This is a genomic window from Microvirga sesbaniae (assembly GCF_025460805.1).
In the GTDB taxonomy this organism is placed as follows: Bacteria; Pseudomonadota; Alphaproteobacteria; order Rhizobiales; family Beijerinckiaceae; genus Microvirga; species Microvirga sesbaniae.
The window spans coordinates 1-18864 of record NZ_JAMXFJ010000060.1 but is presented as its reverse complement, the minus strand read 5'-3'; the positions used below and the strand labels follow the sequence as shown (position 1 = coordinate 18864).

14 protein-coding genes and 7 pseudogenes are annotated in these 18864 nt (G+C 61.4%); 9 read left to right on the top strand and 12 right to left on the bottom strand.

The window, feature by feature from the left end:
- Nucleotides 1-338: 338 nt before the first annotated feature.
- The 3 genes and pseudogenes from OCW50_RS31065 to OCW50_RS31055 all read left to right on the top strand — a co-directional run.
- Nucleotides 339-887, top strand: a complete 549-nt coding sequence (locus OCW50_RS31065; protein ID WP_210806956.1) for a tyrosine-type recombinase/integrase — start codon at nt 339-341, stop codon at nt 885-887.
- Between the two features lie 201 nt (nt 888-1088).
- Complete coding sequence (locus OCW50_RS31060; RefSeq protein ID WP_262300226.1) at nt 1089-1808, top strand: tyrosine-type recombinase/integrase; 720 nt, start codon at nt 1089-1091, stop codon at nt 1806-1808.
- A pseudogene (locus OCW50_RS31055) lies at nt 1805-2083 on the top strand (site-specific integrase); the annotation flags it as partial. The gene OCW50_RS31060 and the pseudogene OCW50_RS31055, both read left to right, overlap by 4 nt.
- A 138-nt stretch (nt 2084-2221) precedes the next feature.
- Here the strand turns inward: OCW50_RS31055 and OCW50_RS33665 are convergent.
- Nucleotides 2222-2461: an IS66 family transposase gene (locus OCW50_RS33665; protein WP_444547397.1), complete on the bottom strand. Its 240-nt coding sequence runs from the start codon at nt 2459-2461 to the stop codon at nt 2222-2224.
- Nucleotides 2462-2508: 47 nt separating this feature from the next.
- Here OCW50_RS33665 and OCW50_RS31045 point away from each other — a divergent pair.
- Nucleotides 2509-2676: pseudogene (locus OCW50_RS31045) on the top strand (integrase core domain-containing protein); the annotation flags it as partial.
- Between the two features lie 184 nt (nt 2677-2860).
- On the opposite strand, the gene OCW50_RS31040 reads toward OCW50_RS31045, so the two are convergent.
- From OCW50_RS31040 to OCW50_RS31020, 5 genes are all read right to left on the bottom strand, one after another.
- Nucleotides 2861-3592, bottom strand: coding sequence for a recombinase family protein (locus OCW50_RS31040; RefSeq protein WP_262272198.1), 732 nt, complete (start codon nt 3590-3592; stop codon nt 2861-2863).
- Nucleotides 3585-3803: a hypothetical protein gene (locus OCW50_RS31035; RefSeq protein ID WP_210806958.1), complete on the bottom strand. Its 219-nt coding sequence runs from the start codon at nt 3801-3803 to the stop codon at nt 3585-3587. The genes OCW50_RS31040 and OCW50_RS31035 overlap by 8 nt, the downstream gene beginning before the upstream one ends.
- Nucleotides 3804-4802: 999 nt before the next feature.
- Nucleotides 4803-5357: a transposase gene (locus tag OCW50_RS31030; protein WP_247654290.1), complete on the bottom strand. Its 555-nt coding sequence runs from the start codon at nt 5355-5357 to the stop codon at nt 4803-4805.
- A 14-nt stretch (nt 5358-5371) separates the two neighbouring features.
- Nucleotides 5372-5914: a helix-turn-helix domain-containing protein gene (locus OCW50_RS31025; protein ID WP_210806962.1), complete on the bottom strand. Its 543-nt coding sequence runs from the start codon at nt 5912-5914 to the stop codon at nt 5372-5374.
- 641 nt (nt 5915-6555) lie between these two features.
- The gene (locus tag OCW50_RS31020; RefSeq protein WP_210806964.1) at nt 6556-7059 is read right to left on the bottom strand and encodes a phasin family protein; all 504 of its coding nucleotides are present in this window, start codon (nt 7057-7059) and stop codon (nt 6556-6558) included.
- 1044 nt (nt 7060-8103) lie between these two features.
- Between OCW50_RS31020 and OCW50_RS31015 the strand changes: the two genes are divergently transcribed.
- The 3 genes and pseudogenes from OCW50_RS31015 to OCW50_RS31005 all read left to right on the top strand — a co-directional run bounded on the left by OCW50_RS31015 (nt 8104) and on the right by OCW50_RS31005 (nt 10820).
- Nucleotides 8104-8628 (top strand): winged helix-turn-helix domain-containing protein, encoded by a 525-nt coding sequence (locus tag OCW50_RS31015; protein WP_210806966.1) that lies wholly within the window; start codon nt 8104-8106, stop codon nt 8626-8628.
- A gap of 30 nt (nt 8629-8658) precedes the next feature.
- Nucleotides 8659-9126 (top strand): annotated as a pseudogene (locus OCW50_RS31010) (transposase); the annotation flags it as partial.
- Nucleotides 9127-9483: 357 nt separating this feature from the next.
- Nucleotides 9484-10820: pseudogene (locus tag OCW50_RS31005) on the top strand (ISNCY family transposase).
- Nucleotides 10821-11723: 903 nt separating this feature from the next.
- Here the strand turns inward: OCW50_RS31005 and OCW50_RS31000 are convergent.
- Nucleotides 11724-11900, bottom strand: coding sequence for a hypothetical protein (locus OCW50_RS31000; protein ID WP_262300225.1), 177 nt, complete (start codon nt 11898-11900; stop codon nt 11724-11726).
- 263 nt (nt 11901-12163) lie between these two features.
- Here OCW50_RS31000 and OCW50_RS30995 point away from each other — a divergent pair, with 263 nt between their 5' ends.
- A complete protein-coding gene (locus OCW50_RS30995; protein ID WP_210805268.1) occupies nt 12164-13519 on the top strand; it encodes a dicarboxylate/amino acid:cation symporter in 1356 nt (451 codons plus the stop codon).
- A gap of 549 nt (nt 13520-14068) precedes the next feature.
- Nucleotides 14069-14413, top strand: a complete 345-nt coding sequence (locus OCW50_RS30990) for a hypothetical protein (protein WP_210805266.1) — start codon at nt 14069-14071, stop codon at nt 14411-14413.
- A 19-nt stretch (nt 14414-14432) separates the two neighbouring features.
- Here OCW50_RS30990 and OCW50_RS30985 read toward each other — a convergent pair.
- The 5 genes and pseudogenes from OCW50_RS30985 to OCW50_RS30965 all read right to left on the bottom strand — a co-directional run.
- Nucleotides 14433-14891 (bottom strand): annotated as a pseudogene (locus OCW50_RS30985) (IS3 family transposase); the annotation flags it as partial.
- A gap of 15 nt (nt 14892-14906) precedes the next feature.
- Nucleotides 14907-16556: an IS1182 family transposase gene (locus OCW50_RS30980; protein ID WP_262300224.1), complete on the bottom strand. Its 1650-nt coding sequence runs from the start codon at nt 16554-16556 to the stop codon at nt 14907-14909.
- Between the two features lie 50 nt (nt 16557-16606).
- Nucleotides 16607-17041, bottom strand: a pseudogene (locus OCW50_RS30975) (IS3 family transposase); the annotation flags it as partial.
- Between the two features lie 263 nt (nt 17042-17304).
- On the bottom strand, nt 17305-18360 hold the full coding sequence (locus OCW50_RS30970) for an IS110 family RNA-guided transposase (protein ID WP_210805264.1): 1056 nt from the start codon (nt 18358-18360) through the stop codon (nt 17305-17307).
- A 74-nt stretch (nt 18361-18434) separates the two neighbouring features.
- Nucleotides 18435-18698, bottom strand: a pseudogene (locus tag OCW50_RS30965) (transposase); the annotation flags it as partial.
- Nucleotides 18699-18864: the final 166 nt, after the last annotated feature.

The following is an 18864-nucleotide window of genomic DNA, read 5'->3' as shown; positions in this document are numbered from 1 at the left end:
CTGGCCGCCGAGGCCGCTGAGTGGGTTCTGAGGCTGACGCCGCAACAAGCGTTCCGCAAGGCCGGCATGCTGTCCAAACGTTTCTGGCTCAAAAAGCTGTTGCAGAACTTTTGGCCACCTACTTAGAAAGGCCGTTTCTTCGCCTTGTCGCATGGATCGGCAGGATCCGTACCCGAAGTCGGATACGATAGGAGATCGTCCTCCTTTTCTTGCTCTCGGATGTGTACCTTGCCGTTCACAGACAATGCAACTCGCTAGAGCATCGGACCGGAAACCTGACTCCTGGGCTTCTGTACGAGACCGATCTGTGATTCACTTGCTGGAACGGGAGGTGGATCATGGGTCGCTGCTATTCTCTCGATCTGCGGGTGCGGGTGGCTGGCTTTGTCGAGGCGGGCTATTCCTGCCGGGCAGCCGCCGAGCACTTTGCCGTCAGCGAGAGCTTCGCCCTCACGCTGGTGCGGCGCACGCGGGACACCGGTTCGCCGGCGCCGGCCCGTCAGGGCCGGCAGCGAGCACGGATGCCGATTCCTCCGGACGTCGGCGCAGCCATCGTTTCCTACTTGCGGAATGGCCGCCCGACCTCACCGTGTCGCCGGCTGTTTCTTCGCACATTGGCGCCCCTTGTCGGCTTCGCCTCCGGCTGTGCCATCACGATGGTCGCCAAGATGGCGCTCGAGCGTGCCGGGATCAGCGGCTACGCCCACCAAGGGGCCCATATCTTCCGCCACAGCCTTGCCACCGAGCTTCTCCGCTCCGGCGCGACATTGGCGGAGATTGGCCAATTGCTTCGGCATGAGAGCCACGACACGACGCGCATCTACGCGATGGTGGACATCGAGACGCTTCGGACACTAAGCCTTCCCGGGCCGGGAGCTGTGCAATGACCCGTCTACGGTCCGCACTTGAGCAGTATCTGAGCATGCGCCAGGGCCTCGGCTACAAGTACGAGCATCAGGCGCGGCGGCTTGCCGACTTTGTCTCCTTCATGGAGCGCCACAAAGCCGCAACCATCACCACAAAGCTGGCCGTAGCCTGGGCGACCCTGCCAGCCGATCGACACGCATCTTGGACCTTGCGCTTGACCGATGTGCGCGGCTTCGCGCCATCTCGCGAACATCAATCCCGAGACGGAGGTGCCGCCTGTGGGGATCTTGCCGCCCCTGAAGCGCGCCAAACCCTATGTCTATAGTGAGGTGGAGATCGACGCGCTCTTGACGGCGGCGCTGGCCCTGCCGCCGGCAAACGGTCTACGACGATGGACCTATTACTATCTGTTCGGGTTGATCGCGGTGACAGGCATCCGTCTGTCCGAGGCGATCGGGCTTTGCCGCGATGGTGCCGACCTGGACGAGGGCGTGCTGACAATCCGGCAGAGCAAGTTCGGCAAGTCGCGCCTTGTGCCCTTGCATGCGACAACTTGCGCGGCTCTCCGCAGCTACGCCCAGCGGCGGGAGGCTCATCTTGGATCGGACTGCGGGTCGCACTTCTTTGTGGCCGAGCGCGGCGGCCGCTTGCTCCACCAATATGTCCATCGTGCCTTCTGGCGTTTGTCGCGTGAGATTGGATTACGATGTGCGGGCGATCGCACGGGGCCTCGCGTGCACGATTTTCGGCATCGTTTCGCGATCCGGACGCTTTTCGGCTGGCATCGCGAGGGGTTCGATGTCGAGCAGCGGCTCCCGATGCTCTCCACCTACCTCGGTCACGCCTGCGTGCGCGACACCTATAGGTACCTGTCGGCCTGTCCGGAGTTGATGGAAGCGGCAGCACGGCGCCCCGACCAGCGGTGGGAGGCCAAGCCATGAAGCAGAGCTGCAATGTCGCTCCCCTAATCGAGCGCTACTTCACCGGACGGCTCATGCGCCAGCGCAACGTCATTGCCAACACGATCGCATCGTACAGAGTCACGTTCCGGCTGCTGTTCAAGTTTGCACAGGTGCGGCTCCGTATGCCGCCGTCCGCGTTGGCCATCGATGATCTTGATGCACCGGTCATGAGCGCGTTTCTCGCTGATCTCGAGACGAAGCGAGGCGCCAGCGCGAGGACGCGCAATCTGCGCTTGACGGCCATTCGTTCCTTTTTACGGTTCGTGTCCTTCGAGGAGCCGGCGCGTATGCGCCCAACACGCTGCCTCAGTCGCCGGGCCGATCGCACGACCCGGTTCATACAGGTCCGAAGCCGGAATAGGCGTCCGCCTGCAGAAAGCCACTATAGCTCTTCAGGAACGATTGCGGGTGCTCACCCTTGCGATCGGGCGAGTAGAAATACACGGCCGCCGACGGATCCGCCCCGGCAATGGGCGGTCATTACGCACCACGGTCCAGAGCCGGCCGGCCTTCGCATTGCCTTTGGCCAGCACCGGCACCGGTGTGTCGTCGGCGTGCAGCCGCTCAGCCATTATTACTTGGTCGGCGATTAGCGCACTCAAAGGTTGGGGTGCGACCGTAACAGCGCCCATCCAATCACACAGGGTGAAAACACAGCCGCGACTTGTATCTGTGAGAGTATGCCAAAGACGTGGCGCTGGACTTCTCCCGCCCCGGCAAGCCCACCGACAATGCTTATATTGACGCCTTCAACGGCCGCTTTCGGGCCGAGTGCCTGAACCTGCACTGGTTCCTGACGCTTGCCGACGCCCACGAAAAGATGGAGGATTGGCGCAGATACTACAACCTGCATCACAACACCCATCTGTCTATGTCATTGATGGAAAGAGAGGTTGTTGATCGGGATGCGGCCCGTGGGGTATTTTGCCGAGCGCTCCACTCGTTGGCCAACCTCGTTCGCCGCTGATCCATCAAGATCGGCGCGGCTGAAGATCCAGGGACCATCCGCATGCGGATGGATGGCGGTAATCTCACCACGCTCGGCGGCCAGCCTGAGTCCCATCATTGGGTCGGCGCCAGATCACATCGCCGTTGGGCTGCCGGGCCGGCAGATCGAACCCGTGCTCGTGGAACCACAGCAGAGCCTGGCGGGCGCTGCCCAATTCCGCCACCCTGTCGAACACCAGCACGATCGCGTCCTGCACCCGCTGGTCCAGATCCTTCTCCCAGCGGTCGCCAGCCTTTACGAACCCGACCGGCGCCGTGACGAGGAGTTCACCGCGTTTGGCTTTCTCGTAGCGCGCCGTGAGCGAGCGCTGACGCAGGAGATCGAGTTCATACTCATTGAGGGAACCCTTGAGCCCGAGCAGCAACCGATCGTTGCCCTGCCGCGGGGCATAGACCGTCTCCTGGTCAATCAGCACCGTGTCGACCACGCGGCACATCTCGATCAGTTGCTGCCAAACGCGGCTGTTGCGGGCAAAGCGTGACACCTCGCGGGCGGCCACGGCGCCGACTTTGCCGAGGCAGACTTCGGCCACCATGCGCTCGAAGCCGGCGCGGGCGGTGGTGCCGGCCGCTGGCCGCCCGAGGTCGTCGTCGACGGTTTCGATTTGCGCCCAGCCCAGCATGGTCAGCCGATCCCGCATGGCGTACTGGAGGGTGCTGCTCTCGCGATTATGCAGAACCTGATGAGCGGAGGACTGGCGAACATGGAGGATCGCCTTGCGCTCCAGATGGTGGGGCTGGATCTTGTCAGTCATGATCGCGCTCCTCTGCCTGTCCCGGACGGCCGTCGCGGACGTGTTCGAGGATCAGGCGAACCATCAGGTTCGTCAGCGCCTGCTGCGTCTCCGCAGGCAGGGTCTGCCAGTCTGGCATCCGCGGCTGGCCGCCGTCGCTTGGCTGGGCAAACAGGTCGAACTGCTCTGGTCTGGACCGAAGGATATGATGAGGGCTGCTCTGGCGTCGCATGGGCCTCTCCCCGATTCCCGTCGTGAGAGATCCAGTTTGCCGCCGCAGCCATAGGAGTCGACGGTGCTCGCTTCAACACATCAGCCAGCAGCGCCATCAAAGCCTGGATTGCGGCGATCTCCACCTGAGGAGCGAGCTCAACTCGCATCGGCGCGCACACGGCTCGATCGAGCATCCAGAGAGGGAGTTCCAATCTGCGGGACGGATCACCCTCGTGGCGGCAGCGAACACAATCGCCAGCGGCCTTCTCGACGATCTCATCAAGCTGGACGATGCACCCGGCCCAGGGATGCCACGGATACAGAACCTCGCGCTCTTCGGTCCTGTGGGCGTTCCGTCGTCGCTTTGTACAATGAGGATCGGCCACATGGGGCGCTTGGGCATAAGCCGCCGATCTCACTGCTGAATCACGGCAGAACAGCCAGCCTGCCGCCGTGAGAAAGGCCGGAAATCTCTAGCCTCCGGCGATCCGAAGGAGGGGCCCGGCCCAGTCCACGAATCCCTCGACCGTCTGCGGAACTCGGACGGGATTGCATCTGACGCTCTCGCTCCTCTGCCCAAATTTGCCGAGAAACAAGACAAAGAGCTGTGCGATCCGTCGAGAGATGGAACGGGCACCAACTCCCGCCCGCCGGATGGCGACGACTGGAATGACATCCAAGAGGAGGTGATAGCCGTAACGGCAGGACTGAAACATGTGGCCGATGCACTGGTCGCGTCCTCTCCATTAGATCCGAAGGATCTCAGCGACCATGATCGCTGCCGTATCCTCGAAGAAATGCGCCGCCGTGGCTGGGCGGTTGCTGCTTATGACGTCAGCGACGTCGAGGCTCTATCAGCGACGAGGTCGATCGGGCTCCTACCGACGAAGCGATCCGAACCTGGTTGAACGAAAACCAGGAAGAGCTTCAGCACGGCATGTGTGCGGCCATGCACGAGGCAGTCAACGCCGAGTGGAACCGGACTGAGGACTGAGTCCTAAGTGGTGCATCCGGTAGGTCATGCGGCCCTCGGCAGGAGGGCGACGCCGGGGGAGCGGCGGGGCCGATGGCGGCGCCGCTGAGCCCAGACGAAGGGATGGCGGTGTGCATTCCAGTAGATCGTCGAGCGGCGGATCGCATCGACGATCTCGTCCCAGGTCTCAAAGCGCCGGCCCGCCAACGCCAGCGAGCGCAGGATCTTCCACCACGGCTCGATCAGGTTGAGATAAGCCGCGTATTTGGGCTGGAACACCATCTCCCAGCGCGGATGCGCCACCAGAAACAGCAGCACGTCCGTGGTGCGATGCGAACTCAGGTTTTCCATGATCGCGTAGACCCGCTTGGTCGTGCGCGGGATCCAGGTCTCAGCGTGCTCCAGGAAGTCGACCCAGTGCGCGCCGCGACCAGGATAGGGATGCGTGAAGGCCTCGCCCGTGGCCGGGCAAAAGGCCCCAAAGATGTAGCCCTTGGCGCGCCGACCATAGTCGATCTCCAGCTTCGCCCGTTCGGCCGGTCGCGTTCGGCTCTGCACCAGCGCACGGCCTGCATAACTCTTGGCGCTCACCGGTCCCATCTCGTCCAGGCAGATCACACAACTGCCCGCAGGAGGCACCGTGTAGAGGGTTTCGATCGCCCCCTTTTTTTCGCGAATTCCGGATCGACCCGCTCGCCGAACCAGGTCTCATGCCGGCTCCAGCGCAGGCCCTCGTGGAGCAGGATCTCGTCAATGCGACTACGCTGCACCGTGATCCCCTTATGCTCGTGCAGGTAGGCGGCCAGTCGATCCAAGGTCCAGGCGGCAAACGGCAGCCCGAGCGTCTCTGGCTTGGCCAGCGCACTCGCAATCACGGTGGCGGTTTGCTCAGGCGGATAGGTGGGCGGGCGTCCGGAGCGATGCCGATCCTTGAGAGCCTCCACTCCCTCTGCATTGAAGCGGTGGATGCGCTTGCGCACCGTCTCGGCATCCAGGCCCAGACGAGAGGCAATGGCAGATGCGCTTTCCCCGTGACGGGCGCGCCAGATGATTTGAGCCCGTTGCACCATCTGAGCCGGAGCGGTGTGCGCGTGAGCCAACGTCTGGACCCGTGCACACTCCTCAACGGTCAAATCCCGTAAGCAGATCGGTGTCATAGGTCACCTCCCGCCAGCAAGCCGCGATTATACCCCCTGAACATGCCGGATGCACCACTTAGCCCAGAAAGAAGCCACAGCCTGACGTCGGCCAAGCCGCCCCTCGCACCGAGAAAGACATTTTCCCGCGCCGATTTCGTTTGCCCCCTTCAACGAAGATTCCGGACCATGGCTTATCCCCCGATTGCAATTGCGAACACGCTGATCGCCCGTCATGCCGCCTCGGGCGGTATCACGCACAAGCAAATCCAGACGCTCTGCTATCTGCTCTATGGATGGTCGATCCCGATCCTGGGAAAGCCGCTCCACCCTGAGCGGCTTGCGTTGGATGATCGATGCTGGCGTGTGAGGGCGCGGGCCCGCCGCTCACTGTGGCCTCGGGCTGCTTGCACGTGGCGCACCACCGGCTTGAACTCCCACACCTGATCCGGCTCGAAGCCGACATGCTGCTTCTTCCCCCGGTAAAACCTCTGCTCCGAGATGCCTAGCGGCGGAGCATCAGGTCCAACCGCAGGGAAACCAATGTGTTACTTACCAGCACGCAAAGGTCTTGTGAGATGATGACCAAGCCCTACGGCGTGTTTCCGAGGAATGGCCGTAAGCCATTCCTCGTTCTATCGACCTACCATGCTCTGCTTTGATTATAGCGCAGAACCGCGGGCTTCTGCCCGCCGTTCAGGACCTCGGCCACGCGAGCCTGGTCCGACGGAGGCCAGAGCCACCTCGAACATCTCCTTGATCGGCTTTCCGATATCGAACAGAAACTTACCGGTGAGGACCTGAAGTTCCTTGGCGTGGTCAAAAGCCATGTCGACACGTTGCCGGGCATATTTTGACTGCAATTCAACCATTTGCGACGGCGTCCTTGCGGCAGCTAGAGCCTGTAGATGAGAGAGATCGGCATCGCTCTCGGCCTGTAGGGCTGTGATCGATCGTAGTGATAGTTCGTTGCCTGCTCGAGCCGTAGTCTCAAAAAGTTTTGTCATGACCTCTTGAGCTTCGTGAGCGCCTGAGGCAAATTTTGAAACACTGCCTGCCAGCCGTTCGCTTCCATTCCCGACAGCACGATCATGATCGCTCGCTTTGGCAGAATCTATGGTTCGGTTGTCAATCGTTTCCGTGGAGCTGTCTGTAGTCTTGGCCATGGTGTTCTCCAATGGAAAAGTGCAAGGGGCAAAAAACCTTCGTTTGGTTGCTTTCCCTTGGGTCTTGCTTCGTTTTGGCCGGCGCGTACGCCAACCCGCTAAATATTTGTTCTCTCTGGACTGCTTATTCTTGTGTTTAATCTCTGAATGACTCTCCCCCAACTCGTAACCCCAATGCCCAACAGGCTTCTGTCACGTAATGTCGTTCGCTTCTCGAAGTCTCACTCCTCGGCTGGGATCGGAAGAATCCCGATAAGATGAGCCAAAACGCTGCAAATGCGGCCGCCCCGCGATCATTACGTGCATCTCAATGATCGGTTCGCCAAGGGCGGGACCGCTCTCGTGCTCCTTTGTTTCAATTGACAACACTCTTGGCCTGACGAACTAGGTATAAGCCGTTGATCGCGAGAGTTTGCTCGCATTAGCGTGATGCTTCGGCACGGGCAGGTGAGTTGCAGATCGGCGGCTCACCAGAGCGGCCGCGAGAGCCAGAGAGACGACGTGGATCTGTTGCGCGAGGCATACATTAAATTCCTTCTTCGACTTGGCGGACGCCTGCAACTGCGGACATCCCTCCGAATGATAGGTTTCAAAATCTGTGCCACTTCGGCAGTCAGATACGAAGAATGAAATTCCGCCTTTCCCCTCCGAAGGTTAGCCCGCGATACGTTGCCGTGTGGCCGCGTATGGAGATTGACAAATGCGACGTGCAATTGTTGGGAACGTTTAACTTGAGACGATTGAAAAGCCTGTTCATCCACGCCGGCCGATCCATCTAAAGAAAGGGCAGAATTCCCCTACCTAAAGTGATCGACCTATAAAACGCGAAGACGCCAGACCGACAGAGATGTACTCCAGGAAAAGCGTCGATGGTGGCGGCGCGAGGCGGGAAAACAGCATCCGATTGATCGAGGTGCTCCGCCTCCTGTTGTTTGTAGCCCTGCTTGCCGCCTTGGGCACACCACTGGAGGGCGGCACGCTCTATTGATCTTCACGCACCGGGTGTAACATAGGGCAGTGTCCGTCATCGTGAGGAGGTGCGCGATGGAAGGCAACGTTTGGCGACCGACACACGTGACGGCAGAGCAGATGGAGGAGCGCCGCCTAACAGCCGCGGTGCTGTTGCGCCAGGGGCAGTTCTCGCAGGCCGAGATCGCCCAGCATGTGGGGGTCAGTCGCGCCAGTGTCTGCCGCTGGGCCGCCACGCTCGTCCAGGAGGGCCCGCGCGGCCTGGAGGCGCGCCCCAACCTCGGGCCGCCCCCTCGGCTCGATGAGAAAGCCTGGACCCGCTTGAGCCGGCTCCTCGACCGAGGGGCCATCGCGGCCGGCTTTGCCACCGAACGATGGACGCTCAACCGCATCGCGGCCGTGATCGAACGCGAGTTCGGGGTGCATTATCATCCGCGCTATCTGGAACGGCCGCTCAAGGCGCATGGCTTCAGCGTGCAGCGTCCTGCCACCCGGGCCAAGGAGCGCGATAAGCTGGTGATCGCGGTCTGGCCCAAGCGGGACTGGGTGGCGCTGAAAAAAGGCAGGTCGGGAGCACCGGACGCTCTTACTCGTGGATGAGACGGGCCACAGCTTCCGGGCACGACTTGGGCCCGGCGCGGGCTGACCCCTGTGCTCCAGCGGGTGAGCAAGCGACGTGAGGTGTCGAGCATCGTGGCGATTACGCCGGACGGACAGCTGTATGCGCGCCATTTCCGCACCTCCATCTCGAGCCGCTGTGTCATTCAGGCCCTGCGCTTCTTCCGCCGCAAGGTCGGTGCGCCCCTGCTGGTGGTCTGGGATCAGCTCAATGCCCACCGCTCACGGGCGACAAGGGACTTCATCTCAGCGCATACGCAGGATTATGCAGTGGCGTACTTGCCGGCCTATGCGCCAGAGCTGAACCCAGAGGAGCAGTGCAACGCCATCGTCAAGGGGGCCATGGCAAACGCGCCGCCCGACTCAGTCGATGAGCTGCATCGGCTCGCCCGTCGCGAGTTCGGCCGCCTCAAACGTCACCCCGAGATGATCGTCAGCTTCTTCCGTCATGCAGGCGTCTCCGCTATCGGCATCCCGTGAAGATCATTAGATGAATTTTTCATGAGACCTGTTGCGGGCTGAAATCTTGCGGTAGCGACCCGCGCCGAGAAGGGCATTCTGCTTAACCCATCTCGCCTGACGGGGCTCAGTAGTCTGCACGACGGTGTGGTATGCCTTCCGGCACATTTTGCCTTTGATCGGACCGCATGCGGCACCAGGACCACCGCGGCTCGCTTCAGATTGCAGGCGATTGCCGCTAGCCTAGTTTTCATCCACAAACGGCAAACGTTTGACTTCATTACGTGAATCATAGCTTTGCGCGAGCAAGGCCCGGCGGTTTCAGGTATCTTGGATCATGCCACTGAGCCCAAAGCCCTGCCACCGCCGGAGCCGACAATGCGCCAGGAACGCACCGTCCAAGCCAGCATATTCGATCGTTTCGCCACGCACGAGATCGGCTGCGAGTTGAAGGCAATGTCGCAATGGCTGGATGAGCATTGCGATCTGCTGAGCGTGGTGGCGCGAGACCTGTGTCGGGGCGGCATCAAAGCGACAGGACGGCAAGGCCTGCCCGCTGAAGCCGTGCTGCGCTGTGCGATCCTCAAGCAGTACCGGCAACTCAGCTATCAGGAGTTGGCCTTCCACCTTGAGGACTCCGCTTCGTTTCGCGCTTTTGCCCGCCTGCCGTGGTCGTGGAGCCCGCAGAAGTCGGTGCTGCAAAAGACGATCAGTGCAATCCGGTCCGAGACCTGGGAGCAGATCAATCGGGCCCTGCTGTCGGTCGCTCGGCAGGTGAAGCTCGAAGACGGCGCGGTGGTCCGGCTGGACAGCACGGTGACCGCGGCCCTCATGCACGAGCCGAGCGACAGCAGCCTGCTGTGGGATGCCGTGCGGATTATGGCGCGCCTTCTGAAGCGAGCCGATTTCTTGGTCGGCGGCGCCGGCTCATGGCGCGATCATGGCCGCGCGGCCAAGAAGCGGGCCCGCAAGATCCAGTTCACGCGCAGTTGACCCAATCGGGTCCAACTCTACCGCGAGCTGATCGCCATCACGCGCACGACCCTGGCCGATCTGGAGCAGGCGAGCGAGCGTTTGGCGGTGGCAAGCACGCCGCCCATCGCCCTGTGGCAAGTTCAGGTTCGTCATTATCGGCCGCTGATCGAACGCATCATCAGACAGAGCGAGCGGCGGGTGTTGGCAGGTGAGCCGGTCCCCGCCGGCGGGAGGGTGGTGAGCCTGTTCGAAGAGCATGCCGATATCATCGTCAAGGGCAGCCGCGACACCGAGTACGGCCACAAACTCAACCTGACCACCGGCAGGAGTGGCATGATCCTCGATCTGGTGATCGAAGCCGGTAACCCGGCCGACAGCGACCGCTTGCTGCCGATGCTGGCGCGCCACATCGCCTTCTATGGCCAAGCGCCCCGGAAAGCGGCAGCCGATGGCGGCTTTGCCACGCGCAACAACCTGGCCACAGCGAAGGCGTGGGGCGCCCGCGACATGGCCTTCCACAAGAAAGCCGGCCTCAGAATCGAGGCCATGGTCAGAAGCAAGTGGTCTATCGCAAGCTGCGCAACTTTCGCGCCGGCATCGAAGCCGGCATCTCGTGCCTCAAACGCGCCTACGGCTTGGCGCGTTGCACCTGGCGCGGCCTTGATCACTTCAAAGCTTATGTCTGGTCCTCGGTCGTGGCCTACAACCTCGTTCTCTTCACTCGCCTCACAGCGACCTGAACCGAGCCGGCATCCCGATTGCGTCACGCCGGCCACAGTCGGCCCTCGGGACGAGCGCCTAACCGCGCCCACGACACCATTTTTGTAAACACTCAGCGCTCTTCACCATGCCTAGCCTCGTCAAAGCCGCTCCAACTCGGCACAACCTATTGTGCATGCTCCGAAATGCGCACGTTTATGGACGGAAACCAGCCTAGTCTGCAGGGCCGCTATCGCCAGTCCGAGATAGCGCAGGCGTCGTGGGTCGTAGCTATGTTTCCAGGCGCCGAAGATCTTCTCGATCCGGCAGCGCAGATAATGAATGTGATGGTACTAAATCCGCAGCTTGCGTTAGGAATCGGCACTAAGCTGACCCCACGCGCCTGTCTGGACCATGCGCGGGTATCCGCCCTCCGAGCCGCACCGTAGAGGCAAAAGGTGTTCCGCGCTACGCACTGTCCGCGGAAACGGCGCCGGGGTCATACAGCGGGACGTTTTCGCCAGCACGCCCGTTGTTGACGTCGTCGGGTGTCACCTTCTAGACCCTCAACGAGACGCGGCTCGACATCCGCCGCGACATGAATTTTGAAGCCGTAGATCAAATTGCTTCATCTGGGTCAAGCCCGGGCACCCTCCTCGTCCAAGTGCGCGGTCGAAGCAATCAAAGTTGCATCCATTGCACCTGATACCAACAACGTTCCGCCACCAAACAGCCAAGATGCCAAGGAGGTGCTGATCCAGCAAGGACCGTTCGACCACCTCCGATAGACGATCCGGCGAGCAACGATGGGGTACGGGATCTGCAATGAACTTCGTGTCCAATCCGACTGCGTGCGATGGAACCGCCACCGTCATGCCCCGCGGCTCCATCTGATCACCAAAGCAGCCACAGGTCGGGGTACCCGCGCACGGGTCTCATTTGTCTTAGTTCAGCCCTGCTTCTTTCAGCGGATACGACCGAGGTTTCATATGCCATTCGGCGACCGCGTCACGGAGTGCGAACAAAACGACAAGCCAGAGAGTTTGACCGCCGGCCGATCTGCCTGGAAACAGCAATCGGGCGCGCCGGAGCGAGCCCTTGTCAAGGCTGTATTCTGCCATCGCGTTCTCCAGACTGATTGTTGACGAACTTGAGGGACCTTGGTGCGGATTGTCGCCAGGGGGGAGGCAGAGAGTGCCGAAATCCGCACAAGCGTACTGCGCTGCGCTTCCGAAATGCCTGAGAACCCGGCGGTTCGCTTGTTGTGTGTTTTGGCACGGCTCTTGCAATTGGAATCGCAGCCGCGTTCGACCGGAGCGCCGCAACAGGAGAAGCCCGGGAAGGGACGAAGAGCCCGCCCCGATCAGGTTAGGGAGAGAACTTTATGCTTACCCCACAAGCCCAAAGCGCCAACCTTGTGCCTCGCAAGCGTTTCTATGCCCAGCTTTACGTGCAGGTGCTTGCCGCAATCACCCTCGGCGTCGCACTCGGCCATTTCTATCCAGGCGTTGGTGAAAACATGAAGCCTCTCGGCGATGCCTTCATCAAGCTCGTCAAGATGATTATCGCGCCCGTTATCTTTCTGACCGTTACGACCGGCATTGCTGGCATGAACGATCCCCATAAGGCGGGCCGGGTTGTTGGCAAGGCGATGGTCTATTTCGTCACGTTCTCAACGCTCGCCCTGATCGTCGGCCTCATTGTCGCCAATGTCGTTCAGCCTGGCGCCGGCCTCAACATCAATCCGGCTTCACTTGATGTCCAAGCCGTGAGTACTTATGCCGCCCAGGCCCACGCGCGATCGGTGACGGCTTTCCTAATGAATATCATCCCGGGAACGATTGTTGGGGCCTTTGCGGAAGGCGACATCCTGCAGGTACTGTTCTTCTCGGCCCTCTTCGGTATAGCGTTGGCCATGGTTGGAGAGACGGGCAAGCCGGTCGTTGACCTCCTTGAGGCCCTCACCGCGCCCATCTTCAAGCTCGTCAGCATCCTGATGAAGGCCGCACCGATCGGCGCTTTCGGCGCGATGGCCTTTACCATAGGCAAGTATGGTATCGGCTCTGTGATCAACCTCGCGTTGCTGGTCGGGACATTTTATATCACGGCCTTCTTCTTCGTATTCGGGGTTCTAGGTGCGGTTTGCCGTTACAATGGCTTCTCGATCTTTTCTCTCGTCCGTTACATCAAGGAAGAGCTGCTGCTAGTCCTCGGAACATCTTCCTCGGAGGCCGCGCTCCCATCACTCATGGAAAAAATGGAAAAGGCTGGTGCCAAGCGTTCCGTCGTGGGCCTCATCATTCCGACTGGGTATTCCTTCAACCTGGACGGCACCAACATCTACATGACGCTCGCCGCTCTTTTTATCGCCCAAGCGACGAACGTGGATCTCTCAATTAGCGATCAGGTTCTCCTGCTGCTCGTTGCGATGCTTTCCTCGAAGGGCGCAGCAGGTGTGACGGGGGCCGGCTTCATCACACTCGCCGCTACGCTCTCCGTCGTCCCGAGCGTTCCCGTTGCTGGCATGGCTCTGATCCTAGGCGTTGACCGCTTCATGTCAGAATGCAGGGCACTAACGAATTTGATCGGTAACGCGGTGGCGTCGCTCGTGGTAGCTCGCTGGGAGGGAGAATTGGATCAAGCGCAGTTAGAGTCTGCATTGTGTGGCCGTCAGCCTGCCGAGCCAGTAACAGGCCAACCAACGATCGTACACACGCCGAGGAAGGTCGCAGCATCGTGACCTGTTCAATCCACAGGCATGCTATAAGCACTGCACGATCGACGTGCAGGCGCCAAAGATAACCTCGTGAACTGATAACTACAAAAGCGCAAAATGCCGTGAGCCCAAGATCGTGGGTGCTTCGGAACACTGGTACGTCAACATGCTGAGCAAGCTTGGAGATGATGTTCGAGGCAGAGACTCGTTTCTGAAGGATGGCGAACACTTCATTAACTCAGGAGGGTCCCCACGGGCCACACACGTTTTAATGGAAGAGTTTCAGGAGGAGGCAGTCCTGCGCGCTCTGACAGGCCGTCGCAGCCTGATCGAGAAAGACTTCTCAGCCGAGGGCCCGAGCCGGAAACAGCGGCGGATATCTCTTACGCGTCGACGACTGGGGGCGGCTGTGTCTGGCCGTGATCCGGGACCCGTTCGCTCGGCTGACCGTAGGTTGGATCGCCAGCGACTGTCTGCACCAGGAACTTGCGCTGTAAGCGATCCGCGTCGTTTTAGACATGGAGGCCTCGCGCCATGACACACGCAAGCGACGTCAACAGTCGAGCCACATAGTTGGACGATCTCATCCCCCGGATTACCGCCAGTCCGGCGGCATCGAACCACGCCGGCCTTTGGCATGAACGAAGGCTGGATATGAAACTCCCAGTTTGCGCCGTTCATCGGCCGGTGGGGCAATGGAGCATGTCCAAACTCTTCATATGGCTCATGTCCTCCATAGGCCTGACCTTCTTCCTTGCCGGTATCGTGAATGGCATGACTGGCATGGGCCCGCCGACCATGGCCACCGGGGTGCTCGGAGCTATCATTGCGCCGGTCGCGGCCGCTGCGCTCCTGATCGTGCCGTCCTTGATCGTCCGTACAATGGTGCTAAGTTCCTTTTGGAGTTGCTTCGCTTAAGTGGAGAGCGGTTTGGTAGCTATCTAGCCAGCCTTTCGAACTGAACAGGACTGAGGTAGTCGAGCGTCGAATGACCCCGGACGGGATTGTAGAAGCCGTCGATGCAACGGCCGATCGCCTGCTTGGCCTCGGCCCTCGTCTGGAAGACCGTGCGCCAGACCAGTTCGGATTTCAATGTCTTGAAGAAGGTCTCGACCACCGAATTGTCATAACAGTTCCCTTTCCCCGACATCGAGATCCGGATGCCGTGTTTCCTCAACTCGGCCTGGTAGGCTGTTGAGCAATATTGACTGCCGCGGTCCGCGTGATGCGTGAGCCCCTCACCGGGTCTTCGGATCGCCAGAGCCTTGCGCAGCGCCTCGAGCGCCAGTTCCTTGTGGAGGCTGTCACTGACCGCCCAGCCGACCACCCGCCGGGCAAACAGGTCCAAGATCACGGCCAGATAGAGCCAGCCCTCGTTCGTCCATACGTACGAGAGATACTGTCGGCGAATTCAGAGGGCTGGCGCCAACGCATCAAAGCGGGTCACGCGCGTCTTGGTGCGTGGCCATCCATTCAACCAGTGTACGACCCGCAAGACGTTCATCGCAGCCGCCGAACACACCTCCTGCAGGCCGGTCTTCAGCAGCCCGATATACCGGCTCCGACGCATTCCGAATACCCGCACACCCTGTGAGAGGGTGCCCTCGACGCCAGCCCGGATATGATACCGCTCCTTCCATATCGGATCGTGCATCCGGGATCGGGCTGCATTCAAGGCCTCGTACTCTTGACGCGTGTGGAAGTAGACGGCGCGGCGGGCTTCCTTCGCGGGCGTGCACAGCGCTCTGACGGCGCAGGCTCCACAATCAGAGCGGCTGAACACGGCATTGATGCGCGGGCTCCCATCCTCTCTGCGCGCGACGCGCCAAGTCGCGGACACCTTACCCTGTGGGCAGGTCACTTGTTCGCGCTCCCAGTCGATCACGAAGTTGGGCAGATCATATCCCTGTCCCGTGCGGGCCTGCCAGGACGATACGCCCCGCACCGGCCCCTCGAGCGAGATCCCGTGGTCCCGCCAGCTGCTGACCAACAGGGCTGCATCGACGTAAGCCGAGTCCACGTAATGCTCAGAAGGCAGGAGGCCCTTGGCGGCCAGGCACGCATGGATCTCGGCCGTGCTGGTCATGTCCTGCTCCATGGCCGGACAGGTCTTCACGTGCGTGATCAGGTGCGCTGCATCGTCATCGCACGTCTCGGTGACATGGACCTTGTAGCCGGACCACTCCATCTGACGCTTGGTGCTGTAATGCATCTCAGGATCATAGGGCGACTGCAGCCGCTCGCCGACCGGTGGCAGTTCCGCTCCAGCCCGCCAGCGCGGCTGCCCGTCATCCCGTGCGTAATGCACCCGCCACACGTCGCGCAGCGTCTGCACCATCGGCACCGCGCGAGCCGCAGCCGGTGCGCTCGCATCGTCCAAGGCGTCGAGCAGGAAGAACCCATCCGCGCCGATCTCCAGCGAGAGGGCTTCGCGCTTCTCCCGGCTCTTGGGCAGGCGATAATCTTCAATGCGGTGCGCATAGCGCTCGAACCAGGCCGGCTGAGCGATCCCGCGAACCCAGTCCGGAACAACGGCGGCCAGATCATCGAGAGTGGCGCGCAGCGTCTCAGCGACGAGTTCCAGAAGATGGAGGTCATGCACGGCCCCCAACACATGCGTGCTGTCGGTGCGTTGCTTGCCGCGCGCTTTGATCAGGCCGCGCGCCTTGAAGCGCTCGAGCATCGTATCCAACAGCAGATGCTCCGCCTGGCCGGCGACAAGGCGGGCCCGGAATTCGGTGAGCACGCTGAAGTGGAACCCGGGATCGGTCAGCTCCAGTCCCAGAGCGTACTTCCAGTCGATCCGGGCTCGGACAGCGTCGGCGGCCTGCCGGTCACTGAGGTGCTCAAGGAACTGGAAGATCGTGATCAAAGCCAGCCGCCACGGTGCAAGGGCGGGTTGCCCCCGGCTTGGGTAGAACTGTCGGAAGTCCTCATCCTGGTAGAGGATGCTAAATTCATCCCGGAGCCGGGTCACAGTATTGCCCTTGGGGAAAGCTGCCCGGGCAACCCGCATGGTCTCGGCCGGGATCTCACCAATTGGCTCAGGATGAAGGCTCATGGACTCCTCCTCTTGCTAAATAGCCAAACGGAATTCGCCGACAGTATCTACGAGATGTCTGCGGCCCATTTCTCGTTTGGACGCCCGGCCGAGAAGTCCTGCTCGAGGAGATTGGGCGCAGCCGGGAAGGCGTGATGGCTGTCGGTGGTGCGCGTGAACCGGCGCTTCTGTCGGGCCTTGAGGCCGTTCTCGCGCATCAGCCGGGCGGTCCGGCGCCGACCAACCTCCAAGCCCTCATCCTGCAGCTCGCGGGTCATCCGCGGGCTGCCGTAGGTCTCATGCGAGAGGGCAAAGGCCGAGCGGATGTGGGCCAGCAAGATCAGGTCCTCCCGTTGGCGTGGGCTCGCTGGACGAGATCGCCAGGCGAAGTAGCCGCTCGGGCTCACTTGGAGAACCTGGCACAGGCGCGTGACGGGGAAGCTCTCTTTCGCCACATCGATGAACTGAAACTTCATCGACTTCCCTCCTTGGCGAAAAAATCTATGGACCGGCCGTGCGTTGCAAGAGGGCTGCTTCAGATTGGATGAGAGACGGTTTGCATCAATCTATCCGGCCTCTGGGTGGAGCACCTGCTCCGGGCCATCATGGAAATCCGCGCGCACTGGGCCTTTTTAGCGGTGAGACCTCAACGGGCCATTTTTTCGCTCAGGCTTCCAGTGCGCAGGGCGACCGTTCATCCATCCTGTCACATCCTTCCCGCAAACCTCGGGGGAACTCGATAGCCGAAACGCCTGTCATGAACGCGGCCTTACGGCACTTGGGTGGCAATCCCCACGTCATAGCCCCTTTCGCGATACAACACGCTCCAGGCGATGCGCGCCAACTTGTTGGCCAACGCGGCAGCCAGCACATTCCGGTGCAGCCTAGTCCCCGCGGCTGTCAACCAGTCTCCAAAGCGGTGTCTTTGCCAGTTGTGTGGGTGCTGCAGAATAGCTTGCGCGCCGCCCACGAACAGGGTGCGCAAGTAGCGGTTCCCACGCTTGGAGAGTCCGCCCAGGATGGTGCGATTGCCAGTTGAGATCTGCTTCGGCACCAGCCCCAGCCAAGCGGCGAAGTCGCGGCCTTTGGCGAACGCGGCTCCGGTGCCGACCGCCGCCACCATGGCGCTGGCGGTGATCACCCCGATGCCTGGGATATCCATTAACCGCCGGCAGCCCACGTCCTCTCGCGCCAGGGCCGTGATGTCCCGGGTGAGCGTCTCGATGCGTTCGTCCAACTGCCGCCAATCCTCCGATAGATCCTCGATCAGGTGGATCATCCGCGGCGAGAGCACGTCCGTGCGTTGAGACAGAAGGGTGGGAAGGGCCTCGCGCAAGCCCGCAAGCCCCTGACGCACCGGAAGGCCGCATTCGAGCAGGAAGGCGCGGATCTGGTTGATCACCGCCGTGCGCTGGCCGATCCGGCGGCGGCGCACCCGGTGCAGGGCTTGCAGATCAAGTTGCTCGGCCGACTTCAGCGGCACCGGCCGCATGGTCGGGCGCTGGACCGCCTCGGCAATGGCCTCGGCATCGCGGTAGTCGTTTTTGTGTCCTTTGAGGAACGGCTTCACGTACTGGACCGGCAGCAGGCGCACGTCATGGCCGAGGGCAGCGAGTTGGCGCCCAACATGATGAGCCCCGGCGCAAGCCTCCATTCCGATCAGACACGCCGGCAGGTTGGCCATGCAGGATTGCAGCTGCCCGCGCGAGACCTTCCGGCGCAGCAGGATCCTGCCGCGGGCATCCATGCCGATCAGGTGGAAAGTGTTCTTACCAAGGTCGATCCCGATGGTGGCGACGGCCTCAGTCGTGGTCTGATGTGACATGGCATGGCTCCTTCGCTGCAGGATAATCCCGCCCTTCCATGCTCCACCCGGGAGCACGGCCGGTCCATGCCATTAGCCGTAGCCTTTTTCAGGATCTCGCGTTCCTGGCGCAGGATCTCGTTCTCGCGCCGCAGCCGTTTCAACTCGGCCGCCATGTCCTCCTGCCGCTCTTCAGGCGGATCATCGATCTGGCGCTCGCGGCGGCGGTCGATCCAGTGGCGCAGAGTCGACAGGCCGACCCCGAGATCCGCGGCAATCGCCCGTCGGCTGCGGCCGCTGGTCAGAGCAAGCCGCACCGCCTCATCCTGAAACTCTTTCGTAAAGCGTGTCTGGGACATGGAGATCCTCCTGGGCTATAAGAGTGCTCTCCATCTTTCCGATACTGCTGGCGAATTCATCATGCTGGGACGGGAACCATCATGAGCTTGGTGAAGGCGGATTGCCGGGTTCGTGCGAACGGCTTGCCAGCAAACCAAGCCCCGAGTCGGATGAGGTTCATGGCGG